Origin of the sequence: Pseudomonas poae (genome assembly GCA_028869255.1) — a bacterium.
Classification (GTDB): Bacteria; Pseudomonadota; Gammaproteobacteria; order Pseudomonadales; family Pseudomonadaceae; genus Aquipseudomonas; species Aquipseudomonas poae_C.
The window spans coordinates 1591153-1608135 of sequence record CP110972.1; the positions used below are offsets into that span (position 1 = coordinate 1591153).

The 16983-nt window shown below is 61.5% G+C and carries 10 protein-coding genes and 3 pseudogenes; 3 read left to right on the forward strand and 10 right to left on the reverse strand.

The window, feature by feature from the left end:
• Window positions 1-41: 41 nt before the first annotated feature.
• The 3 genes from copD to LRS56_07435 are packed head-to-tail and all read right to left on the reverse strand — an operon-like array spanning window position 42 to window position 1730.
• Window positions 42-899, reverse strand: a complete 858-nt coding sequence (gene copD, locus LRS56_07425) for a copper homeostasis membrane protein CopD (protein ID WDU64314.1) — start codon at window positions 897-899, stop codon at window positions 42-44.
• A 3-nt stretch (window positions 900-902) separates the two neighbouring features.
• Entirely contained in the window at window positions 903-1268 is a 366-nt protein-coding gene (copC, locus tag LRS56_07430; GenBank protein ID WDU64315.1) for a copper homeostasis periplasmic binding protein CopC, read from the reverse strand.
• 12 nt (window positions 1269-1280) lie between these two features.
• Complete coding sequence (locus LRS56_07435) at window positions 1281-1730, reverse strand: GNAT family N-acetyltransferase (protein WDU64316.1); 450 nt, start codon at window positions 1728-1730, stop codon at window positions 1281-1283.
• A gap of 143 nt (window positions 1731-1873) precedes the next feature.
• Here LRS56_07435 and LRS56_07440 point away from each other — a divergent pair, with 143 nt between their 5' ends.
• Window positions 1874-2494 carry a TetR/AcrR family transcriptional regulator gene (locus LRS56_07440; protein WDU64317.1) on the forward strand — a complete coding sequence of 207 codons (621 nt, stop codon included), beginning with the start codon at window positions 1874-1876 and terminating at the stop codon, window positions 2492-2494.
• A gap of 121 nt (window positions 2495-2615) precedes the next feature.
• Here the strand turns inward: LRS56_07440 and preA are convergent, their stop codons facing one another.
• The 3 genes and pseudogenes from preA to hydA form a co-directional block, all read right to left on the reverse strand.
• Window positions 2616-3890, reverse strand: coding sequence for an NAD-dependent dihydropyrimidine dehydrogenase subunit PreA (gene preA / locus LRS56_07445; protein ID WDU64318.1), 1275 nt, complete (start codon window positions 3888-3890; stop codon window positions 2616-2618).
• Window positions 3890-5256, reverse strand: a pseudogene (locus LRS56_07450) (NAD(P)-dependent oxidoreductase). Before LRS56_07450 ends, preA begins: the two are co-directional and overlap by 1 nt.
• A gap of 162 nt (window positions 5257-5418) precedes the next feature.
• Window positions 5419-6858, reverse strand: a complete 1440-nt coding sequence (hydA, locus tag LRS56_07455; protein ID WDU64319.1) for a dihydropyrimidinase — start codon at window positions 6856-6858, stop codon at window positions 5419-5421.
• Between the two features lie 588 nt (window positions 6859-7446).
• Between hydA and LRS56_07460 the strand changes: the two genes are divergently transcribed.
• Window positions 7447-8934, forward strand: a complete 1488-nt coding sequence (locus LRS56_07460; GenBank protein WDU64320.1) for an NCS1 family nucleobase:cation symporter-1 — start codon at window positions 7447-7449, stop codon at window positions 8932-8934.
• Between the two features lie 175 nt (window positions 8935-9109).
• Complete coding sequence (locus LRS56_07465) at window positions 9110-10378, forward strand: Zn-dependent hydrolase (protein ID WDU64321.1); 1269 nt, start codon at window positions 9110-9112, stop codon at window positions 10376-10378.
• Between the two features lie 105 nt (window positions 10379-10483).
• Here LRS56_07465 and LRS56_07470 read toward each other — a convergent pair whose 3' ends face one another.
• The 4 genes and pseudogenes from LRS56_07470 to LRS56_07485 form a co-directional block, all read right to left on the reverse strand.
• A complete protein-coding gene (locus LRS56_07470; GenBank protein WDU64322.1) occupies window positions 10484-10732 on the reverse strand; it encodes a DUF6124 family protein in 249 nt (82 codons plus the stop codon).
• Between the two features lie 368 nt (window positions 10733-11100).
• Window positions 11101-12518 (reverse strand): annotated as a pseudogene (locus LRS56_07475) (efflux transporter outer membrane subunit).
• Entirely contained in the window at window positions 12502-13668 is a 1167-nt protein-coding gene (locus LRS56_07480) for an efflux RND transporter periplasmic adaptor subunit (GenBank protein ID WDU64323.1), read from the reverse strand. Before LRS56_07480 ends, LRS56_07475 begins: the two are co-directional and overlap by 17 nt.
• Window positions 13658-16878 (reverse strand): annotated as a pseudogene (locus LRS56_07485) (efflux RND transporter permease subunit). Before LRS56_07485 ends, LRS56_07480 begins: the two are co-directional and overlap by 11 nt.
• Window positions 16879-16983: the final 105 nt, after the last annotated feature.

The window sequence follows — 16983 nt, forward strand, 5'->3', positions numbered from 1 at the left end:
CGATGCCATCGCAGGCAAGCCAGCTCCCACACGGGTCGCATTCAGCCAGCCAGAATCATGGGGGGCAGCGTGCCAAGGAGTGAAACGGCGGCTACTGCTGAAACACCCAGCAACCATTCCAGCATCACGCTGGCTTTCAACGTGCCCGGTCTTTGCTCGCAGTGATCCAGGCGTAACCGGTTCAGCAATGCCAGTGCCAGCATGCCGAGCACCAGCAATACCTTGATCAGCAGAATCAGCGCAAACCCGTTAAACAGCGGGGTGGGCCAAAGCTGCCCGGTGAGTACGCGCACATTGATCAAACCCGTTACCAGCAACCCGGCCACCAGGCCATAACCCACGCCACTGAAACGCTTGAGGATCGGTTGCAGGGCGTAGTTCTGCGGCTGCCTGAGGATCAACACCAGCAACAGCAAGCCGCCGAGCCAGGCGCCCACGCACACCAGGTGCACCACCTGGTTAAGGATCAGCAATTGCCCGCTCAGCCCATCGAGCATCGCGCCGTGGCCCACCGGGGCCAGTGTTGCCAGCAACAGCGCGCTCAACGGCAGGCGCAGGGCGGGCCAGGGTTTGATCAGCACGATCACCAGCAGCAGGTTCAGCACCAGATGCCAGGCCCACACCTGGCCAAAGAAGGTTTTGCCCAGCACCAACTGTACGGTTGCCGGTTGCAGCGCCGCGTCCCAACTGCCGGCCATGCTCGCCGTGATCAACAGCAGCCAGGCCACGCCGGAGAACAGCCCCAGCCAGGCCAGGCCGCGACTAATGCGCAGCAACTGCCGGTCCAGCGCCGGCTGAGCGGCAGCACCGAGCAGCCAGGGCCTGAATACACAGGCCCCGAACATCAACAGCACGACGGTAAAATGCACGAAGCGGCACAGCACCAGCAGGGTCGCCATGAATTATTGGCCGACCTTGAAGCTGTATTCGCCGTTGCTCTTGTGGGTGTCGACCGACACCGCGTTCCACACCACTTTGTAGTTACCGGCCGCCAGCGGGGCGGCAGGTGTGACCACCAGGACTTTCTTGTCGGCGCCCGGAGTTTCCAGGCCCTTGATTGCGACCTCGGTACCGTCCTTGCTCAGCGAGACTTTGGTGAAGGTGGCTTCGACGCCTTCGCTGAAGGTCAAGCGCAGGTCTTTGGGGGCGGCGACGCTGCTGTCTGCGGCAGGTTCCGAGCTTTTCAGATGGGCGTGGGCAAACGCCGCCGAAGCGCCCAGCAGGGAGGCGAGCAGGGCGGTGGCGGTCAACGTTTTCTTGATCAGCATTGTTCAGTACCTTCAGGGTTGAGGAGTCGGTAGAGCCATGTGCAGCAAGGGAAAGGGCTTGCCTTCGCCATCCAGCGGCGAGCGTGCGACCTGGATAAAACCATAGTGCAGGTAGAAACCCACGGCCTGCGGGTTTTGTTCGTTTACATCCACCGTCAGGGTGTCATGGCGGGCGCGGGCGTGGTCCAGCAGTTGGCGGCCGATGCCCTGGCCACGGCGGTCGGGGTCGATAAACAGCATTTCCACATTGTTGGCGCCGGTCGCGATAAAACCGCCGAGGCCATTTTTATCTTCGTACACCCACACCTCGAGCGCAGGCATCGGCAGGTAGGTGTCGCGCACCAGGGGCAGCAAACGCTGGATGTCATCCTCCGGGAGGAAGTCATGGGTGGCCCGCACCGAACGCTCCCACAGTGCTCCCAGCACTGGGTCATCGGCGGCCACGCGAGGTCGGACAGTCATTGCAATGATCCTTCATGGGGATCGCGATCCTAACCAATCGCATTTCAGCGGGAAAGCTTCGCGTAAGAACTTTCATTATGGCCTGTCGCCGCGATCTAGAGCCGATGGTAGTCTTTAGCCCAAGTTGTTGTCAGGGAGCCCATATGGGCAATCACAAGATTGGGATTCGCCGAGTCAACGTCGAAAAAATCCTGCTGGCGGCGGAGAAAATCTTCGCCGAAAAAGGCTATGGCAGCACCGCCATGGCGGATATCGCCGAAGAAGTGCAACTGCCGCGCTCCAACCTGCATTACTACTTCACGACCAAAAGCGAACTGTACAGTGCGGTGCTGTTCGACCTGCTGGAAGTATGGAAGCAGGACGCCCTCAGCTTTGAAACCTTCGACGACCCGCGTGTGGTGCTCAGTAGCTATATCCGCGCCAAAATGCAGCGCTCGCGCACCCGGCCGTATGGTTCGAAAGTCTGGGCCAATGAAATCATCCACGGCGCGCCGACACTCGGTGAGGCGCTGGACGAAAGCCTGTACGACTGGGCCAAGATGAAGGAAGCGAAAATTCGCCAGTGGGTGGAAGACAAACGCATCCTGCCGGTGGAGCCCTCGAGCCTGCTGTATATGATCTGGGCCTCGACCCAGCACTACGCGGACTTTGATCACCAGGTGAAGATCTTGAATGATCACCAGCCATTGTCGGATATGCAGTTTGAGAAGGCGATCCAGACGGTGACCAGTGTGATTTTGCGCGGGATCGGGTTGGAGCCTTAAGGCTCGTGGTGGGGCTGAGGGCCCTTCGCGAGCAAGCCCGCTCCCACATTCGACTGCATTCTTGCAGACAAAATGCGCTTCAATGTGGGAGCGGGCTTGCTCGCGAAGGCGGTCTAAAGGACTACACAGCCTCCCGATATGGATTACGCGGATCCTGCGTCCAATTCAGAAACGGCTTGCCCGTCTCCATCGGCACCATCTCAATGCAATCGGCCACCGGGCAGGTGATCTGGCACAGGTTGCAGCCCACGCACTCATCATCTATCACCTCATACTTATGCGTGCCATCCACCTGTTTCAAACTGGCGATTGCCTGGTGCGAGGTGTCCTCGCAGGCAATATGGCAGCGCCCGCAGCCAATACACGCCGCCTGATCAATCTTGGCGATCACCTGATAGTTGATGTCCAGGTACTTCCAATCCGTCGTATTACCCACCGCTCGCCCGGAAAACGCCTGCAGGCTGGTGTAACCCTGACTGTCCATCCAGCGCGACAGCCCGTCTTTCATCTCTTCCACAATCCGAAACCCGTGCAGCATCGCCGCCGTGCACACCTGCACCGCACCGCAGCCCAGCGCGACGAACTCCGCCGCATCGCGCCAATTGCCGATGCCGCCGATGCCGCAGATTGGCAAGCCTTGGGTCTGCGGGTCGCGGGCAATTTCAGCCACCATGTTCAACGCGATGGGCTTGACCGCCGAGCCGCAATAACCGCCATGGGTACTCTGGGTGCCGACCACGGGCAGCGCGACCATACGCTCCAGGTCCACGCTGGTGATGGAGTTGATGGTGTTGATCAGCGACACCGCGTCGGCACCGCCGCGATACGCCGCCCGGGCCGCCACGCGGATGTCGGTGATGTTCGGCGTGAGCTTGACGATCACCGGCAGCGAGCAGTAGGTCTTGCACCAGCGCGTCACCTGTTCCACATACTCCGGCACCTGGCCAACCGCCGCGCCCATGCCGCGTTCGGGCATGCCGTGGGGGCAGCCGAAGTTCAGCTCGATACCGTCGCAGCCAGTGGCCTCCACCAGCGGCAGGATGTTTTTCCAGGATTCTTCTACGCACGGCACCATCAGCGACACGATCAATGCACGGTCGGGCCAATCCTTCTTCACCTGGGTGATTTCCCGCAGGTTGATCTCCAGGGAGCGGTCGGTAATCAGCTCGATATTGTTGATGCCCAGCACTTCACGGTTGGCGCCGTAGTGCGCCGAGTAGCGTGAAGACACATTGACCGCCGCCGGGTCTTCGCCCAAGGTTTTCCAGACCACGCCGCCCCAGCCGGCTTCGAAGGCGCGTACCACGTTGTAGGCTTTGTCGGTAGGCGGCGCAGAGGCCAGCCAGAAGGGGTTAGGGGCTTTGATACCGGCGAATACAATCGAGAGATCGGCCATTACGCAGCCTCCACATTCAGCATGAGTTGGGCGTGCATGGCTTCGGCGGCCAGCTTGCCGTGTTGCACCGCCTGTACGGTGAGGTCCTGCCCGAGGCTGACGCAATCGCCACCGGCATAGACCCCTGGAATGCTGGTTTGCAGGTGTTCGTCGACGAAGATCCGCTCGCCCACGCGGTGCAGTTGCTGGGCCAGGGGGTCGTACAATGCCTGGTTGTCGAACCCTTGCCCGATGGCTTTGAAGATTGCATCGCAGGCCAGTTCGAAGGTTTCGCCGGTGGGGTGCAGGCGCCCGTTTTCCATGCGTGTGCGCAAAAAGCGCATGCCGCGCACATGGCCCTGGTCATCGAGCAATACGGCTTCAGGTTGGGCCCAGGCCAGCAGGCGTACCTGATTGGCCTTGGCGATGTCCTGCTCATGCTGGGTGGCGCCCATATCGGCCAGGCCACGGCGGTACACCAGGTTCACATCGCGGGCACCCAGGCGAGCCATTTGCACGGCCATGTCGATCGCCGTATTGCCGGCGCCGAGCACGATGCAGCGGTCGGCCAGCGGCAATTGCGTGAGGTCATCGGCCTGGCGCAGTTCGCGGATGTAGTCGGTGGCGGCGAGCAGGCCGGGCGCGTCCTCGTGGGGTAAGCCCAGTTGTTTGCTGGCGGCGAGGCCCAGGCCGAGGAACACCGAATCGTATTGCTGGTGCAGCTCGCTCAAGGTCAGGTTGTCGCCCAGGCGCTGGCCGTGGCGGATCTCGATGCCGCCGATTTGCAGGAGGAAATCCAGTTCCTTTTGCGCGAAGTCATCCACCAGCTTGTACTTGGCAATCCCGTATTCATTCAAGCCGCCAGCCTTTTCCCGGGCTTCGAAAATCACCACGTCGTGGCCGTGCAAGGCGGCGCGGTGTGCGCAAGCCAAACCCGCCGGCCCGGCGCCGACCACGGCAATTCGCTTGCCGGTGGGCGCGGCGCGCTGGAAGGGTGTTCGCTGAAGTGCGCGTTGTCGATGGCGTAGCGTTGCAACAGGCCGATCAGCACCGGGGCGCATTCTTCGGCGTTGTTACGCACGCAGGCTTGCTGGCACAGGATCTCCGTCGGGCAGACGCGGGCGCAACTGCCGCCGAGGATGTTGGCGGAAAGGATTTTCTGCGCCGCGCCTTGCACGTTTTCGGTGTGGATATTGCGGATGAACGAGGGGATGTCGATCTCACTGGGGCACGCATTCACGCACGGCGCGTCGTAGCAATACAGGCAGCGCGAGGCTTCAAGTTGTGCCTGACGGGCGTTGAGGGGCGGTGCCAGGTCGGTGAAATGGCTGGCGAGTGTTGCCCCATCCTCAACGGGATGGGGAAGGTGGGTCAGGGTCTGGATCACGGTGTTGGCCTCACGGTTATTGAGGTGCTGCCTCTGATGGGCATTGGTTTTAGTGTTGCCTGTGCGGGCCTCTTCGCAGGCAAGCCAGCTCTCACATTGGGTCGGGTTCACATCGTTCCAGTGTGGGAGCCGGGCTTGCCCGCGATAGGCCGAAGGCCGCTGTCAGCGTTTCACCGCAGTGGGCCTGGAATGCTCCGCCCGCTTGCTCAACTGCTCAAACACCGACGGATACGCCGGCCGTTCCACATACCGCCCGGCACCGCGCTCGGCGCGCAAATCACCATCGGCCCAGACCAGCTTGCCCTGGCTGATGGTATGGCTCGGCACGCCGCGCACGGTCTTGCCTTCGAAGATGTTGAAGTCGACTTGCTGGTGGTGAGTCTTGGCGGAAATCGTGCGCGTACCCTCGGGGTCCCACAGCACCAGATCGGCATCGGCCCCTACGCGAATTGCGCCCTTGCGGGGGTAGAGGTTGAAAATCTTCGCGGTGTTGGTGGAGGTCAGCGCGACAAACGCCTGCATCGACAGACGCCCGGTGTTCACGCCCTCATCCCACAGCAGCGCCATGCGGTCTTCGATACCGGCGGTGCCGTTGGGGATTTTGCTGAAGTCGTCGCGCCCCGCGGCTTTTTGCTCGGCGCAGAAGCAGCAGTGGTCGGTGGCGGTGGTGTGCAGGTTGCCCGATTGCAGGCCGTGCCACAGCGCCTCCTGATGCCCGCGTGGGCGGAACGGCGGGCTCATTACATAGCCTGCGGCGGTTTGCCAGTCGGGGTGCTGGTAGACGCTGTCGTCCAGCAGCAAATGGCCGGCGAGCACTTCACCGTACACCGCCTGGCCCTTGCCACGGGCGTAGGTGATTTCATCCAGCGCTTCCTTGGTGGATACGTGCACCAGATACAGCGGCGTGCCGATGGTCTCGGCAATACGGATCGCACGGCTGGCCGCCTCGCCTTCGACCTGGGACGGCCGCGACAGCGGATGTGCCTCCGGCCCGGTGATGCCCTGAGCCATCAGCTTGCGTTGCAGGTGGTACACCAGCTCGCCGTTTTCCGCGTGCACGGTCGGCACCGCGCCCAGTTCCAGGCAGCGCTCGAAGCTGGCGACCAGGGTGTCATCGGCCGCCATGATCGCGTTCTTGTAGGCCATGAAATGTTTGAAGCTGTTGATACCGTGGTGGCTCACCAGCTCGGCCATTTCCTCGCGCACCTGCTCGCTCCACCAGGTGATCGCCACATGAAAACCGTAGTCGGATGCGGATTTTTCCGCCCAGCCGCGCCACTGGTGGAAGGCTTCCATCAGCGACTGCTGCGGGTTGGGAATCACAAAGTCGATGATCGAGGTGGTGCCCCCCGCCAAGCCCGCCGCCGTGCCACTGAAAAAGTCTTCACTGGCCACCGTGCCCATGAAGGGCAGTTGCATATGGGTGTGGGGGTCAATGCCGCCGGGCATCAAGTATTGGCCGCTGCCATCGAGTATTTCAGTGCCGGCGGGAACCTCCAGATTCGTACCAATAGCGCGAATCAGACCGCCGGCGCATAAAACATCGGCGCGGTAACTTTCATCATGGGTCATTACGGTGGCGCCACGGATCAACAGCGACATGTCGAGTTCCTCACAGGCTTGACCGGCTTGTGCCAGTTCTAAGTGTTGTAATGCTGCTTGCCGATGGTGGTTAAATCCTGTCATCGGTGACAGGAATAGAAACTAGCCCGAGTTTTTCGATTGGGCAAGAAGATTTTTTATAAGCTTATATCGCATTTAAATAACTGATTTATAAGGATAAAAACCAATAATCACCAAAATGTAGCGACCTCTCACCATTTTGACGCACTTGACAGGTTCTTAATTTGAGCAACATTTCTTATTGCAAATCAGACGCTTGAGACATGCCTCTTGACGGGGCCGGGAAATAAAAATAATTGTGTTGCACCAGATTGAGTCCTGACGGTTCTGGAACTTGCGCGTTATTTAGCCTGAGTAAGGCGACAAGTAGCCTGGGCTCAATCGGAAAGCTGATTAACATCAGCAAGTTATATAAGCGGTGCGGGTTCAGTACGGGTTGTCGGCACGGTTATTGAGTGCGGTGACGGCTGCCGGGCCCGTGATGTCATGTTGTTTACGAGGTACTCCGGCCACCTGCGCTTACCCCGCAGGTGAGCAAAAATAATTCGAAAAAACCGTGGAGCGGCCATGCAACAGAACAGATCGCAAGTCATTGAACGCAAAGGCCTGTATGAACTCGACGCCGGCCCCGACGTCCTCGACAGCCCGCGCTATAACCACGACATGGCACCGACCAAGGTGCACGAGCGCACCTGGAACAAGTGGCATATCACCGCGCTGTGGGTCGGCATGTCGATCTGCGTGCCTACCTACACGCTCGGCGGGGTGCTCACCGCGTATTTCGGCCTGTCGGTGGGCGAGGCGCTGATGGCGATCTTGCTGGCCAATATCGTGGTGCTGATCCCGCTGACCCTTAACGCGTTTCCCGGCACCAAGTACGGCATTCCATTTCCAGTGCTGTTGCGTTCGTCCTTTGGCATCCTTGGCTCCAACGTGCCCTGCCTGATTCGGGCACTGGTGGCGTGCGGCTGGTTTGGTATCCAGACCCTGTTCGGCGGGCTGGCGATTCACCTGTTTCTCGGTTCGATTTTCGAGGGCTGGAAGTCACTCGGCGGCACGGGGGAGGTGATCGGTTTCATGGTTTTCTGGTGCCTGAACCTGTGGGTGGTGCTGCGTGGCGCCGAGTCGATCAAACGCCTTGAAACCCTGTCGGCACCGCTGCTGGTGGCGGTGGGGATCGGTCTGCTGGTGTGGGCGATGCCCAATGTGTCCCTCAGCGAGTTGATGGCAATCCCGCCCAAGCGTCCTGAAGGCGCGAGCCTCACCGGTTACTTCATGGCCGGACTCACCGCGATGGTCGGTTTCTGGGCCACCTTGTCGTTGAATATTCCCGACTTCAGCCGCTACGCCAAAAGCCAGAAGGACCAGATCCTCGGGCAGATTTTCGGCCTGCCATTGACCATGTTCCTGTTCGCCGCCCTGGGCGTGATCATGACCGCCGCGTCGGTGAAGCTGGTGGGTGTCAGCGTGTCCGATCCGGTGACCTTGATCGGGCATATCCAGAGCCCGGTGTGGGTCGCCGTTGCGATGCTGCTGATCATCATCGCCACCTTGTCCACCAACACTGCCGCTAACATCGTTTCGCCCACCAACGACTTCCAGAACATCGCGCCCAAGCTGATCAACCGCACCACGGCGGTGATCCTCACCGGCCTGGTCGGGTTGGCGTTGATGGGCCATGAGTTGCTGAAAAAGCTCGGGCTGATCGTGTCCGACGTGAGCCTGGAAACCGTGTATTCCAACTGGTTGCTCGGCTACTCAAGCCTGCTCGGCCCGATTGCCGGGATCATGGTGGTGGACTACTTCATCACCCGCAAACAGCAGTTGGACCTGGCCGGCCTGTACCGTGATGACGTGTACCCGGCGTGGAACTGGAGTGGCTTTATCGCGTTTGGCGTGCCGGTGGTGCTGACCCTGCTGTCGCTGGGCAGTGATGCGTTCAGCTGGTTCTACAGCTACGGCTGGTTCACCGGTTCGGCGTTGGGTGGCCTGTTGTATTACGGCCTGAATGCCAAGCGGCGTGCCTTGCCACTCGCGGTAAAAACACCCCTGTGAAAGATTGAAATGCAATCCAAATGTGGGAGCGGGCTTGCTCGCGAAGAGGGCGTGTCAGTCTCCGCAAATGTGTCTGGAAGACCGCATTCGCGAGCAAGCCCGCTCCCACATTTTTACCCCATTCCAACGGTTGGAATGGGGCAATTTATAAGAAATACAGCCCGAGGAGATCCCCATGAACGCTGCCCTGGACGTTCTGCAAATCAACCGCGACCGCTTGTGGCAATCCCTGATGGACCTGGCCAAGCTCGGCGCCACGCCCAAGGGGGGCGTCTGCCGCCTGGCCCTTACCGACCTCGACCGCAAGGCCCGCGACCTGTTTGTGCAGTGGTGCGAGGAAGCTGGCTGTACCGTCACCATCGACGGCATCGGCAACATCTTCGCCCGCCGCCCCGGGCGCAATCCCCAGCTGCCACCGGTGATGACCGGCAGCCATATCGACACCCAGCCCACAGGCGGCAAGTTCGATGGCTGTTTCGGCGTGCTGGCTGGCGTGGAAGTGCTGCGCACCCTCAATGACCTCAAGATCGAAACCGAAGCGCCGCTGGAAGTGGTGGTGTGGACCAACGAAGAAGGCTCGCGTTTTCCTCCGTGCATGATGGGCTCCGGGGTGTTTGCCGAGAAATTTACCCTGGCCGATACCCTGGCCAAGGTGGATGTGGATGGCGTGAGTGTGGGCGATGCGTTGAATGCGATCGGCTATGCGGGCACGCGGCCGGTCAGTGGGCACAAGGTGGGCGCGTATTTCGAAGCGCATATCGAGCAAGGGCCAATTCTTGAGGATGAGCAGAAAACCATCGGCGTGGTGCTCGGAGCGTTGGGGCAGAAATGGTTCGACCTGAAACTGCGCGGCGTTGAGGCGCATGCAGGGCCGACGCCGATGCACCTGCGCAAGGATGCTCTGGTGGGCGCGGCCGTCGTGGTGGCGGCCGTGAATGCAGCGGCGCTGGGGCATCAGCCACATGCGTGCGGCACGGTCGGTTGCCTGCAGGCTTATCCGGGCTCACGCAACGTCATCCCTGGTGAAGTGCGCATGACCCTGGATTTTCGCCATCTTGAGCCGGCGCGCCTGGACTCGATGATTGCCGAGGTGCGCAAGGTGATTGATGAGACCTGCGCCAAACACGGGCTGACGTATGAGATGGAGCCCACCGCCGACTTCCCGCCGCTGTATTTCGACAAAGGCTGCGTGGATGCGGTGCGCGATGCGGCGAATGGCTTGGGCCTGTCGAACATGGACATCGTCAGCGGGGCGGGGCATGACGCGATTTTCGTCGCCGAACTCGGCCCGGCAGGGATGATCTTCGTGCCCTGCGAAGGCGGCATCAGCCATAACGAAATCGAAAACGCCGCACCGGATGACTTGGCGGCGGGGTGTGCGGTGTTGTTGAGGGCGATGGTGGCGGCTTCGGCGGCGATTGCCAGTGGCAAGCTCGCTGCCTGATAGGCCGCTATCGCAGGCAAGCCAGCTCCCACATTTAAGTGTGTTCACACAGCAAAAGTGTGGGAGCCGGGCTTACCCGCGATGAGCCCCTGACAGACGACGCTGTTACTGCGATATTGCCTCGCTGCTGCCATCGACTGCTCGATCCACCAGCAACTGCACACCCTCTACCATTCGGCAAATCCCCAGCACCACGCTGCGCTGCGGACCTTCAACTTCAAAAGCCAGGTTCGCCGCGATGGCAGTGATGGATTCCAGGTCCTGAGAGGCATTGACCAGCAGGGTTTCGGTGTCGAGGTTGGGGCGGAGGGTGAAGAGCAGGTTTGGGTCTGCAGTGGAGTGGTCTTTGTTCATCGCGAAGCCCTTTTAGTAAACGAGCGTCCACGGAATGTGGGCGCGTAGGTCCTAGGAGGAATTCGGCTTCTCACGACCGGTCGCTGAGTTGGCAGCGACCGGTGAAGACTAGTCAGGGCAGTTCCGAGCAGCAACCCTAAATTTTTGTAGGAGAAATCTTGTTTTGGTCCTGGGGTGCAAGGTGCATCCTAATCCTTTGTGCGAAGTTTCTTTAACTTCTCAGTCACCTTGACCCACCACAATCAAAAATGTGGGAGCTGGCTTGCCTGCGATGGCGGTGTATCAGTCAACCCATCAGGCGCCTGGTTCGCCGCCATCGCAGGCAAGCCAGCTCCCGCCTTTAATCCCAGGTGTGCTGGCGAACTCTGTCAGGCTCCGGGTTGCCAGCCGCCGCCGAGCGCTGTCACCAGTCCCACACTCGCCTGCAATTGCCGCGTCTGCACGGCCTGCAAGGTCCTCTGCGCCTGCAACGCCGCCGTTTGCGCGGTCACCACATCCAGATAGCTCACGGCCCCTGCTTGATAACTGTTCATCGCCAATACCTGCGTATGTTCTGCCGCGTCCGCTGCCGCTTGTTCATCCTGGGCTTCTTGCTGCAAATCGCGTAGTTGCGCCAGGTTATCTTCCACCTCCCGCACCGCTTTCAGCACATGGCTGCGGTATTGCGCCGAGGCTTCTTCAAACTCGGCTTTGGCCTGGCGTTCATTGGCGCTCAGTCGGCCGCCGTCAAAGATCGGCAAATTGATCAGCGGCCCCAGCGCCCAATAGCGGTTGCCGGCGGACAGCAGATTGCCGACGCCTTGAGTCTGCCCACCTATCAACCCGGTCAGACTGAAATCCGGATACCACGCGGCCTTGGCCACGCCGATATTCGCATTGGCCGCAAACACCCGCCGTTCCGCCGCCGCAATGTCCGGGCGACGTTGCAGCAGGTGGCTCGGCAGTTGCGATGGAATGCCCGGCAACGCTATCAGTTGCTGGCTTGGGGGCAGCGTGAAGTCGCTGGCTGCCACACCCACCAACTCGCCAATCGCATGCTCGGTGAGGTTGCGTTGCCCGTGCACTTCATCCCGCTGCGCCTTGGCTTCGGCCAGTTGGTTTTGCGCACGGGTCAGGTCGAGTTCGGATGCAATCTGGCCTTCGTAACGACTGCGCGTCAGTTGCAACGCTTGGCTGAAATCATCCAGTGAGCGGTCTAGAATCCGGCTCTGTGCGTCCAGCCCATTGAGCTGCACATACAAGGTCGCCAACTGATGCTGCAAGCTCAGACGTGCCACCCCCAGGTCATCTCCGGACGCTTGCGCCTGGGCATCGCCGGCCGCGACCTGGTTGCGGATTTTGCCCCATAGGTCCAGGTCGTAGCTCAACGAGAACCCTGCCGTGTTGCTGTTGTACACCGAGGGCTGCGTAGTGCCGCGCAGCGGCGTGAGTCGGATTGCCGCTGGCGCAACGGCTGTGCGCTGGCGGTAATCTGCGGGAATAACCCGGCGTGCAATTGGCTGGCATACGCCTGGGATGCATCGAAGTGCGCCAGTGCCGCCGCCAGGTCCGGGTTGGCCTTGAGCAGTTGCTGTTGCAGGTCATTCAGGCGCGGATCGTTATAGAGCTTCCACCACTGCGGTGCCAGCTGGTCGGACGGTTGCGCGCTGTGCCACGGGCCATCGCCAGTCTGTTCGCGGTAGCCCGCGGGCAGGTCAACCGACGGCACCTTGTAGGTCGGCGCCATCGAGCAACCCTGCAGGGCCAGCAGCATCAGCGCCGCGAGCGGTTTAAGCCTTGGGCGCATGCGCACCTCCGGCGGCGGCCAGTTGTACCGGGTCGCCTTCGCGCAGGGCATCGGGCGGGTTGTCGACCACACGGTCGGCGGGTTTCAGGCCCTGGTCGATCACCAGGCGTTCGCCCAGGTCGAGGCCGATATGGATGTCTTGCAGGTGCACATGGTTCTGCGCATCCAGCACCGCGACCTGGGTGCCCTGGGCACGGAAGATCAGCGCGCTGGCCGGGATGCTCACGCCGTGGGTGTCGGCCGGAATCGGCAGGGTGGCTTCGGCGTAATCACCGGGCAGCAATTCGCCGTTGGGGTTGTCCGCGACAAACTGCGCGAGCAGCGTGCCGGAGCGGCGGTCGATGGCGGTGGAGTCGCCGATCAGGCGTGCCTTGAAGTGCTCGCCGGGGTGCTCGGGCACCGTCAGCTCGGCTTCAAGCCCTGGGTGAATCACCGAGGCGTAGTTCTGCGGCACCGGCACATACAGGCGCAATTGGTGGGTGTCGGCGATGTTGAACAGCTCCGGGTCGCTGTCGGTATCGGCCTTGATCAACTGGCCGATATCGGTGTTGCGTGCGGTGATGGTGCCGGCGAACGGTGCGCGCAGGGTCTTGTAGCTTTCCAATGCCGAGAGCCGCGCATAGTCAGCGGCGGCTGCCTCGGCGTTGGCTTTGGCGGCGGCTGCGTTGGAGGTTTTTTCATCGGCTTCCTGACGCGACACCGAGTGGCTGGCCAACAGGTTTTGCCAACGCGTGGCGGTGGTTTCGGCCAGGCGTGCATTCGCCTGTTCCTGGATCAGGCGGGCGTGGGTTTGCGCCACTTGCTGGTCGAGGTCCGGGCTGTCGATTTCGGCGAGGATTTGCCCGGCCTTGACCTGGCTGCCGATGTCGACTTTCCAGTCTTTCAGGTAGCCGCTGACCCGGGCGTGGATCGGCGCCTTGCTCCAGGCTTCGAGGTGCGCGGGCAGGCGCAGGGTGTCGCCGGCTGCGTTCTGCTTGGGTTGGAACACCATCACTTGTGCGATGGCGGCGGTTTCGGTCCAGGCGGTGACCGATTGTTCGTGCATCGTACGGGCGTGCAGGCCGTTGGCGACCAACAGGGCGGCCAGGGTCAGGCCGCCGACACCCATGAGCATCAGACGCTTGCGCGAGGGTTTGTGATCAGACGACATGTGGGGTTTCTCCAACTGCAGCGCGATTAGGGTGACGGCCGTGGACCAGGCTGAAGACCACGGGAACAAACAACAAAGTGGCGAGGGTGGCGAAGATCAAACCGCCAATGACGGCCCGGCCGAGCGGGGCGTTCTGCTCCTCGGAAATCGCCAGCGGCAACATGCCGATGATCATCGCCAGGGCAGTCATGCACACCGGGCGGAAACGCGTGTAGCCGGCCTCCATGGCAGCCTTCAAGGCGTCGCCATGTTCAGCCAGGCGTTCCCGACAGAAGCTCACCACCAGGATCGAGTTGGCGGTGGCCACGCCCATGCACAAAATGGCTCCGGTCAACGCCGGCACCGACAGCGAGGTGCCGCTGAGGAACAGCATCCACACGATCCCTGCCAGCGCCGCCGGCAGGGCGGTGATGATCACAAACGGGTCGGCCCACGACTGGAAGTTGACCACGATCAGCAGGTAGATCAGCACCACGGCGCCGAGCAAGCCGAAGCTCAAGCCGCTGAAGGCTTCATGCAACGCATCGATCTGCCCGTGCAGGCTGATCACTGCGCCTTTGGGGCGCATGGACGCCGTGTCATCCAGCACTTTTTGCACATCGCGGGCCACGCCGCCGAGGTCGCGGCCCTGCACGTTGGCGTACAGGTCCAGGGTCGGTTCGATGTTGTAGTGGGTCACCACCGCCGGGCTTTGCACGCGGGAGATACTCGCTACGCCGCCGAGGATCTGCGACTGCCCATCGGCACCGGTTACCGGCAAGGCTTCCAGCGACGGCAAGCTGTCGAGGCGGTATTGCGGCGTTGCCGCGACGATGGAGTACGACACGCCGTTGGCCGGGTTAAGCCAGAAGGTCGGTGCAGTCTGCGAGCTGCCGGCGAGCGAGGCGACCATGCTGTTGGTCACATCCTTTTCGGTGATGCCCAGGCCATTGGCGCGCATGCGGTCAACATTCACCTGCAGTGACGGGTAGCCGGTGGATTGCTGGATGCGCAGGTCGGCGATGCCCGGTATGTGTTGCAGGCGGCGCTCCAGCTCGATGGCGTAGGCGCGGTTTTCTTCGTCGCTGCGCCCGGAGATCTTCACGTCCAGTGGGGCGGGCGCGCCGAAGTTGAGGATCTGGCTGCTGATATCGGCGGGCAGGAACGCAAAGTGGCTGCCGGGGAAACTTTGCGGCAAGGTTTCGCGCAGTTTTTTCACGTAGTCGGCAGTCGGTGCGTGGTCCTTTTTCAGGGTGACCTGAATGTCGCCATCCTGCGGGCCGATGGTGCCGCTGCTGCTGTAGGCCATGTCGATGCCGCTGAGCGGAATACCGATGTTGTCGACGATGGTGTCGAGCTCTTCGGCCGGGATTACTTCGCGGATCCGCGCTTCAATCCGGTCGAAGGCGGCGGCGCTTTCTTCAATCCGCGTGCCCAGCGGCAAGCGCACGTGAAGGGCGAGGGCGCCGGCGTCGGTGGCCGGGAAAAATCCTGGCCCAGGCTTGGCAACAGCAGGAACGAGGCAATCACGCAGGCCAGGAAGCCGACGATAAAGCGCTTGCGAGCGCCCAGCGCCAATATCAGCAGGCCATGGTAAGTGTCGCGGATGTTCGAGAAGTGCCGCTCGAACCCTTGCTGAAAATTCAGCACCGCTTGCAGTGCGCGATTGCGTGGTTTTTTGTGCTGCTCGCCTTCGTGATGGTTGATGAACTGATCTTCCGGGTGGTGCCCCGCGCCTTGCTCCGGTGTGTGCGGTTTGAGCAGGAACATTGCCAGGGTCGGCACCAGCGTCCGCGAGAGGATAAACGAGCTGGCCATGGCGAAAATCACCGCCAGCGCCATCGGCCGGAACAGGTAGCCGGCGATGCCTTGCAGCAGGAACATCGGCACAAACACGATGCAAATGCACAGCAGCGAAACGAACGCCGGGCCGACGATTTGCGCGGCGCCGTCGAGGATCGCGGTCTTCACCGCCTTGCCCTGCTCCAGGTGCCAGTTGATGTTTTCGATGGTCACCGTGGCGTCGTCCACCAGAATCCCCACCGCCAATGCCAGCCCGCCAAGGGTCATCACATTGAGGGTTTGCCCGGTGGCCGCCAGCAGCGCAATGGCCGACAGCACCGCCAGCGGAATCGAGGCGGCGATGATCAGCGTCGAACGCCAGCTGCCGAGGAACAGCAGGATCATCGCACTGGTCAGCAGCGCGGCGATGATGCCTTCCTGGGCCACGCTGCCTACCGATTGTTTGACGAACACCGAGGCGTCCCCCAGCAGCGAAGTTTTCAGCGACGGCGGTAGGGTTTCATTGATGCGCGGCAGCATCTGGCGGATGCCGTCGATGATCGACAGGGTGGAAATGCTGCCGTTTTTCAACGCCGGCATCAGCACCGCACGGTGGCCGTCGACGCGCACGATGTTGGTCTGCGGCGGCGAACCGTCACGCACGTGGGCCACTTGGCCGATGGTGATGATTGCGCCGTCGACGGTCTTGATCGGCAGGTCGTTGAGCTCGTCAATCGCCTTGGGGCTGTTGTTGAGCAGGATCGTGTATTCGTCCGGGCCGAGTTTGGCGGTGCCCACCGGGATGATCTGGTTCTGCAGCGCCAGGGCATTGCCCACGTCCTGCGCCGACAAGCCTTTGGCGGCCAGCGCCTGGGGGTCGAGGTCGAGTGTGATCTGGCGTTGCTTGCCGCCCATTGGCGTGGGCATGGCCAGGCCGGGCAGGGCGCTCAAGGGCAGGCGGATATTGTTCTGCACCAGGTCGCGGATTTTCGCTTCCGAGAGGCTGGGGCTGGAGAACGCCAGCTGCAGAATCGGTACCGTGGAGGCGCTGTAGTTGAGGATCAGCGGCGGCGTGATGCCCGGTGGCATCTGCTTGAGCACGGTTTGTGAAACCGCCGTCACTTGGGCGTTGGCGGTGCGGATATCCACGCCGGGCTGGAAGAAGATTTTCACGATGCCCATGCCGGGCAGCGATTGCGACTCGATGTGTTCGATGTCGTTGACGGTGGTGCTCAAGGAACGTTCGTAGGTGTAGATCACCCGACCCGCCATGGCATCCGGTGACAGCCCGTTGTACTGCCACACCACGGCGACGACGGGGATGCCGATATCAGGGAAAACATCCGTAGGGGTTCGCAGGGCCGCCATCGGCCCGATGATGCAGATAAATATAGCCAACACGATAAACGTGTACGGCTTTTGCAGTGCGGTCTTTACCAGCCCGAGCATGCGTGAACCTCCCAAGGAGCATAGTTGCAAACCCCGGCAGTCTTGCCCGACCCACCTAACACGCACCTTTCAGCCAGGTGAAGGAACATTTAGGTAAGGGCTGAA

Excerpts from the sequence above, each read along its gene's own strand:
- hydA (WDU64319.1), bottom strand. The coding sequence starts at position 6,858 with ATGTCGCTGTTGATCCGTGGCGCCACCGTAATGACCCATGATGAAAGT.
- copC (WDU64315.1), bottom strand. The coding sequence starts at position 1,268 with ATGCTGATCAAGAAAACGTTGACCGCCACCGCCCTGCTCGCCTCCCTG.
- preA (WDU64318.1), bottom strand. The coding sequence starts at position 3,890 with ATGGCCGATCTCTCGATTGTATTCGCCGGTATCAAAGCCCCTAACCCC.
- LRS56_07480 (WDU64323.1), bottom strand. The coding sequence starts at position 13,668 with ATGTCGTCTGATCACAAACCCTCGCGCAAGCGTCTGATGCTCATGGGT.
- LRS56_07435 (WDU64316.1), bottom strand. The coding sequence starts at position 1,730 with ATGACTGTCCGACCTCGCGTGGCCGCCGATGACCCAGTGCTGGGAGCA.
- LRS56_07465 (WDU64321.1), top strand. The coding sequence starts at position 9,110 with ATGAACGCTGCCCTGGACGTTCTGCAAATCAACCGCGACCGCTTGTGG.
- LRS56_07440 (WDU64317.1), top strand. The coding sequence starts at position 1,874 with ATGGGCAATCACAAGATTGGGATTCGCCGAGTCAACGTCGAAAAAATC.
- LRS56_07460 (WDU64320.1), top strand. The coding sequence starts at position 7,447 with ATGCAACAGAACAGATCGCAAGTCATTGAACGCAAAGGCCTGTATGAA.
- LRS56_07470 (WDU64322.1), bottom strand. The coding sequence starts at position 10,732 with ATGAACAAAGACCACTCCACTGCAGACCCAAACCTGCTCTTCACCCTC.
- copD (WDU64314.1), bottom strand. The coding sequence starts at position 899 with ATGGCGACCCTGCTGGTGCTGTGCCGCTTCGTGCATTTTACCGTCGTG.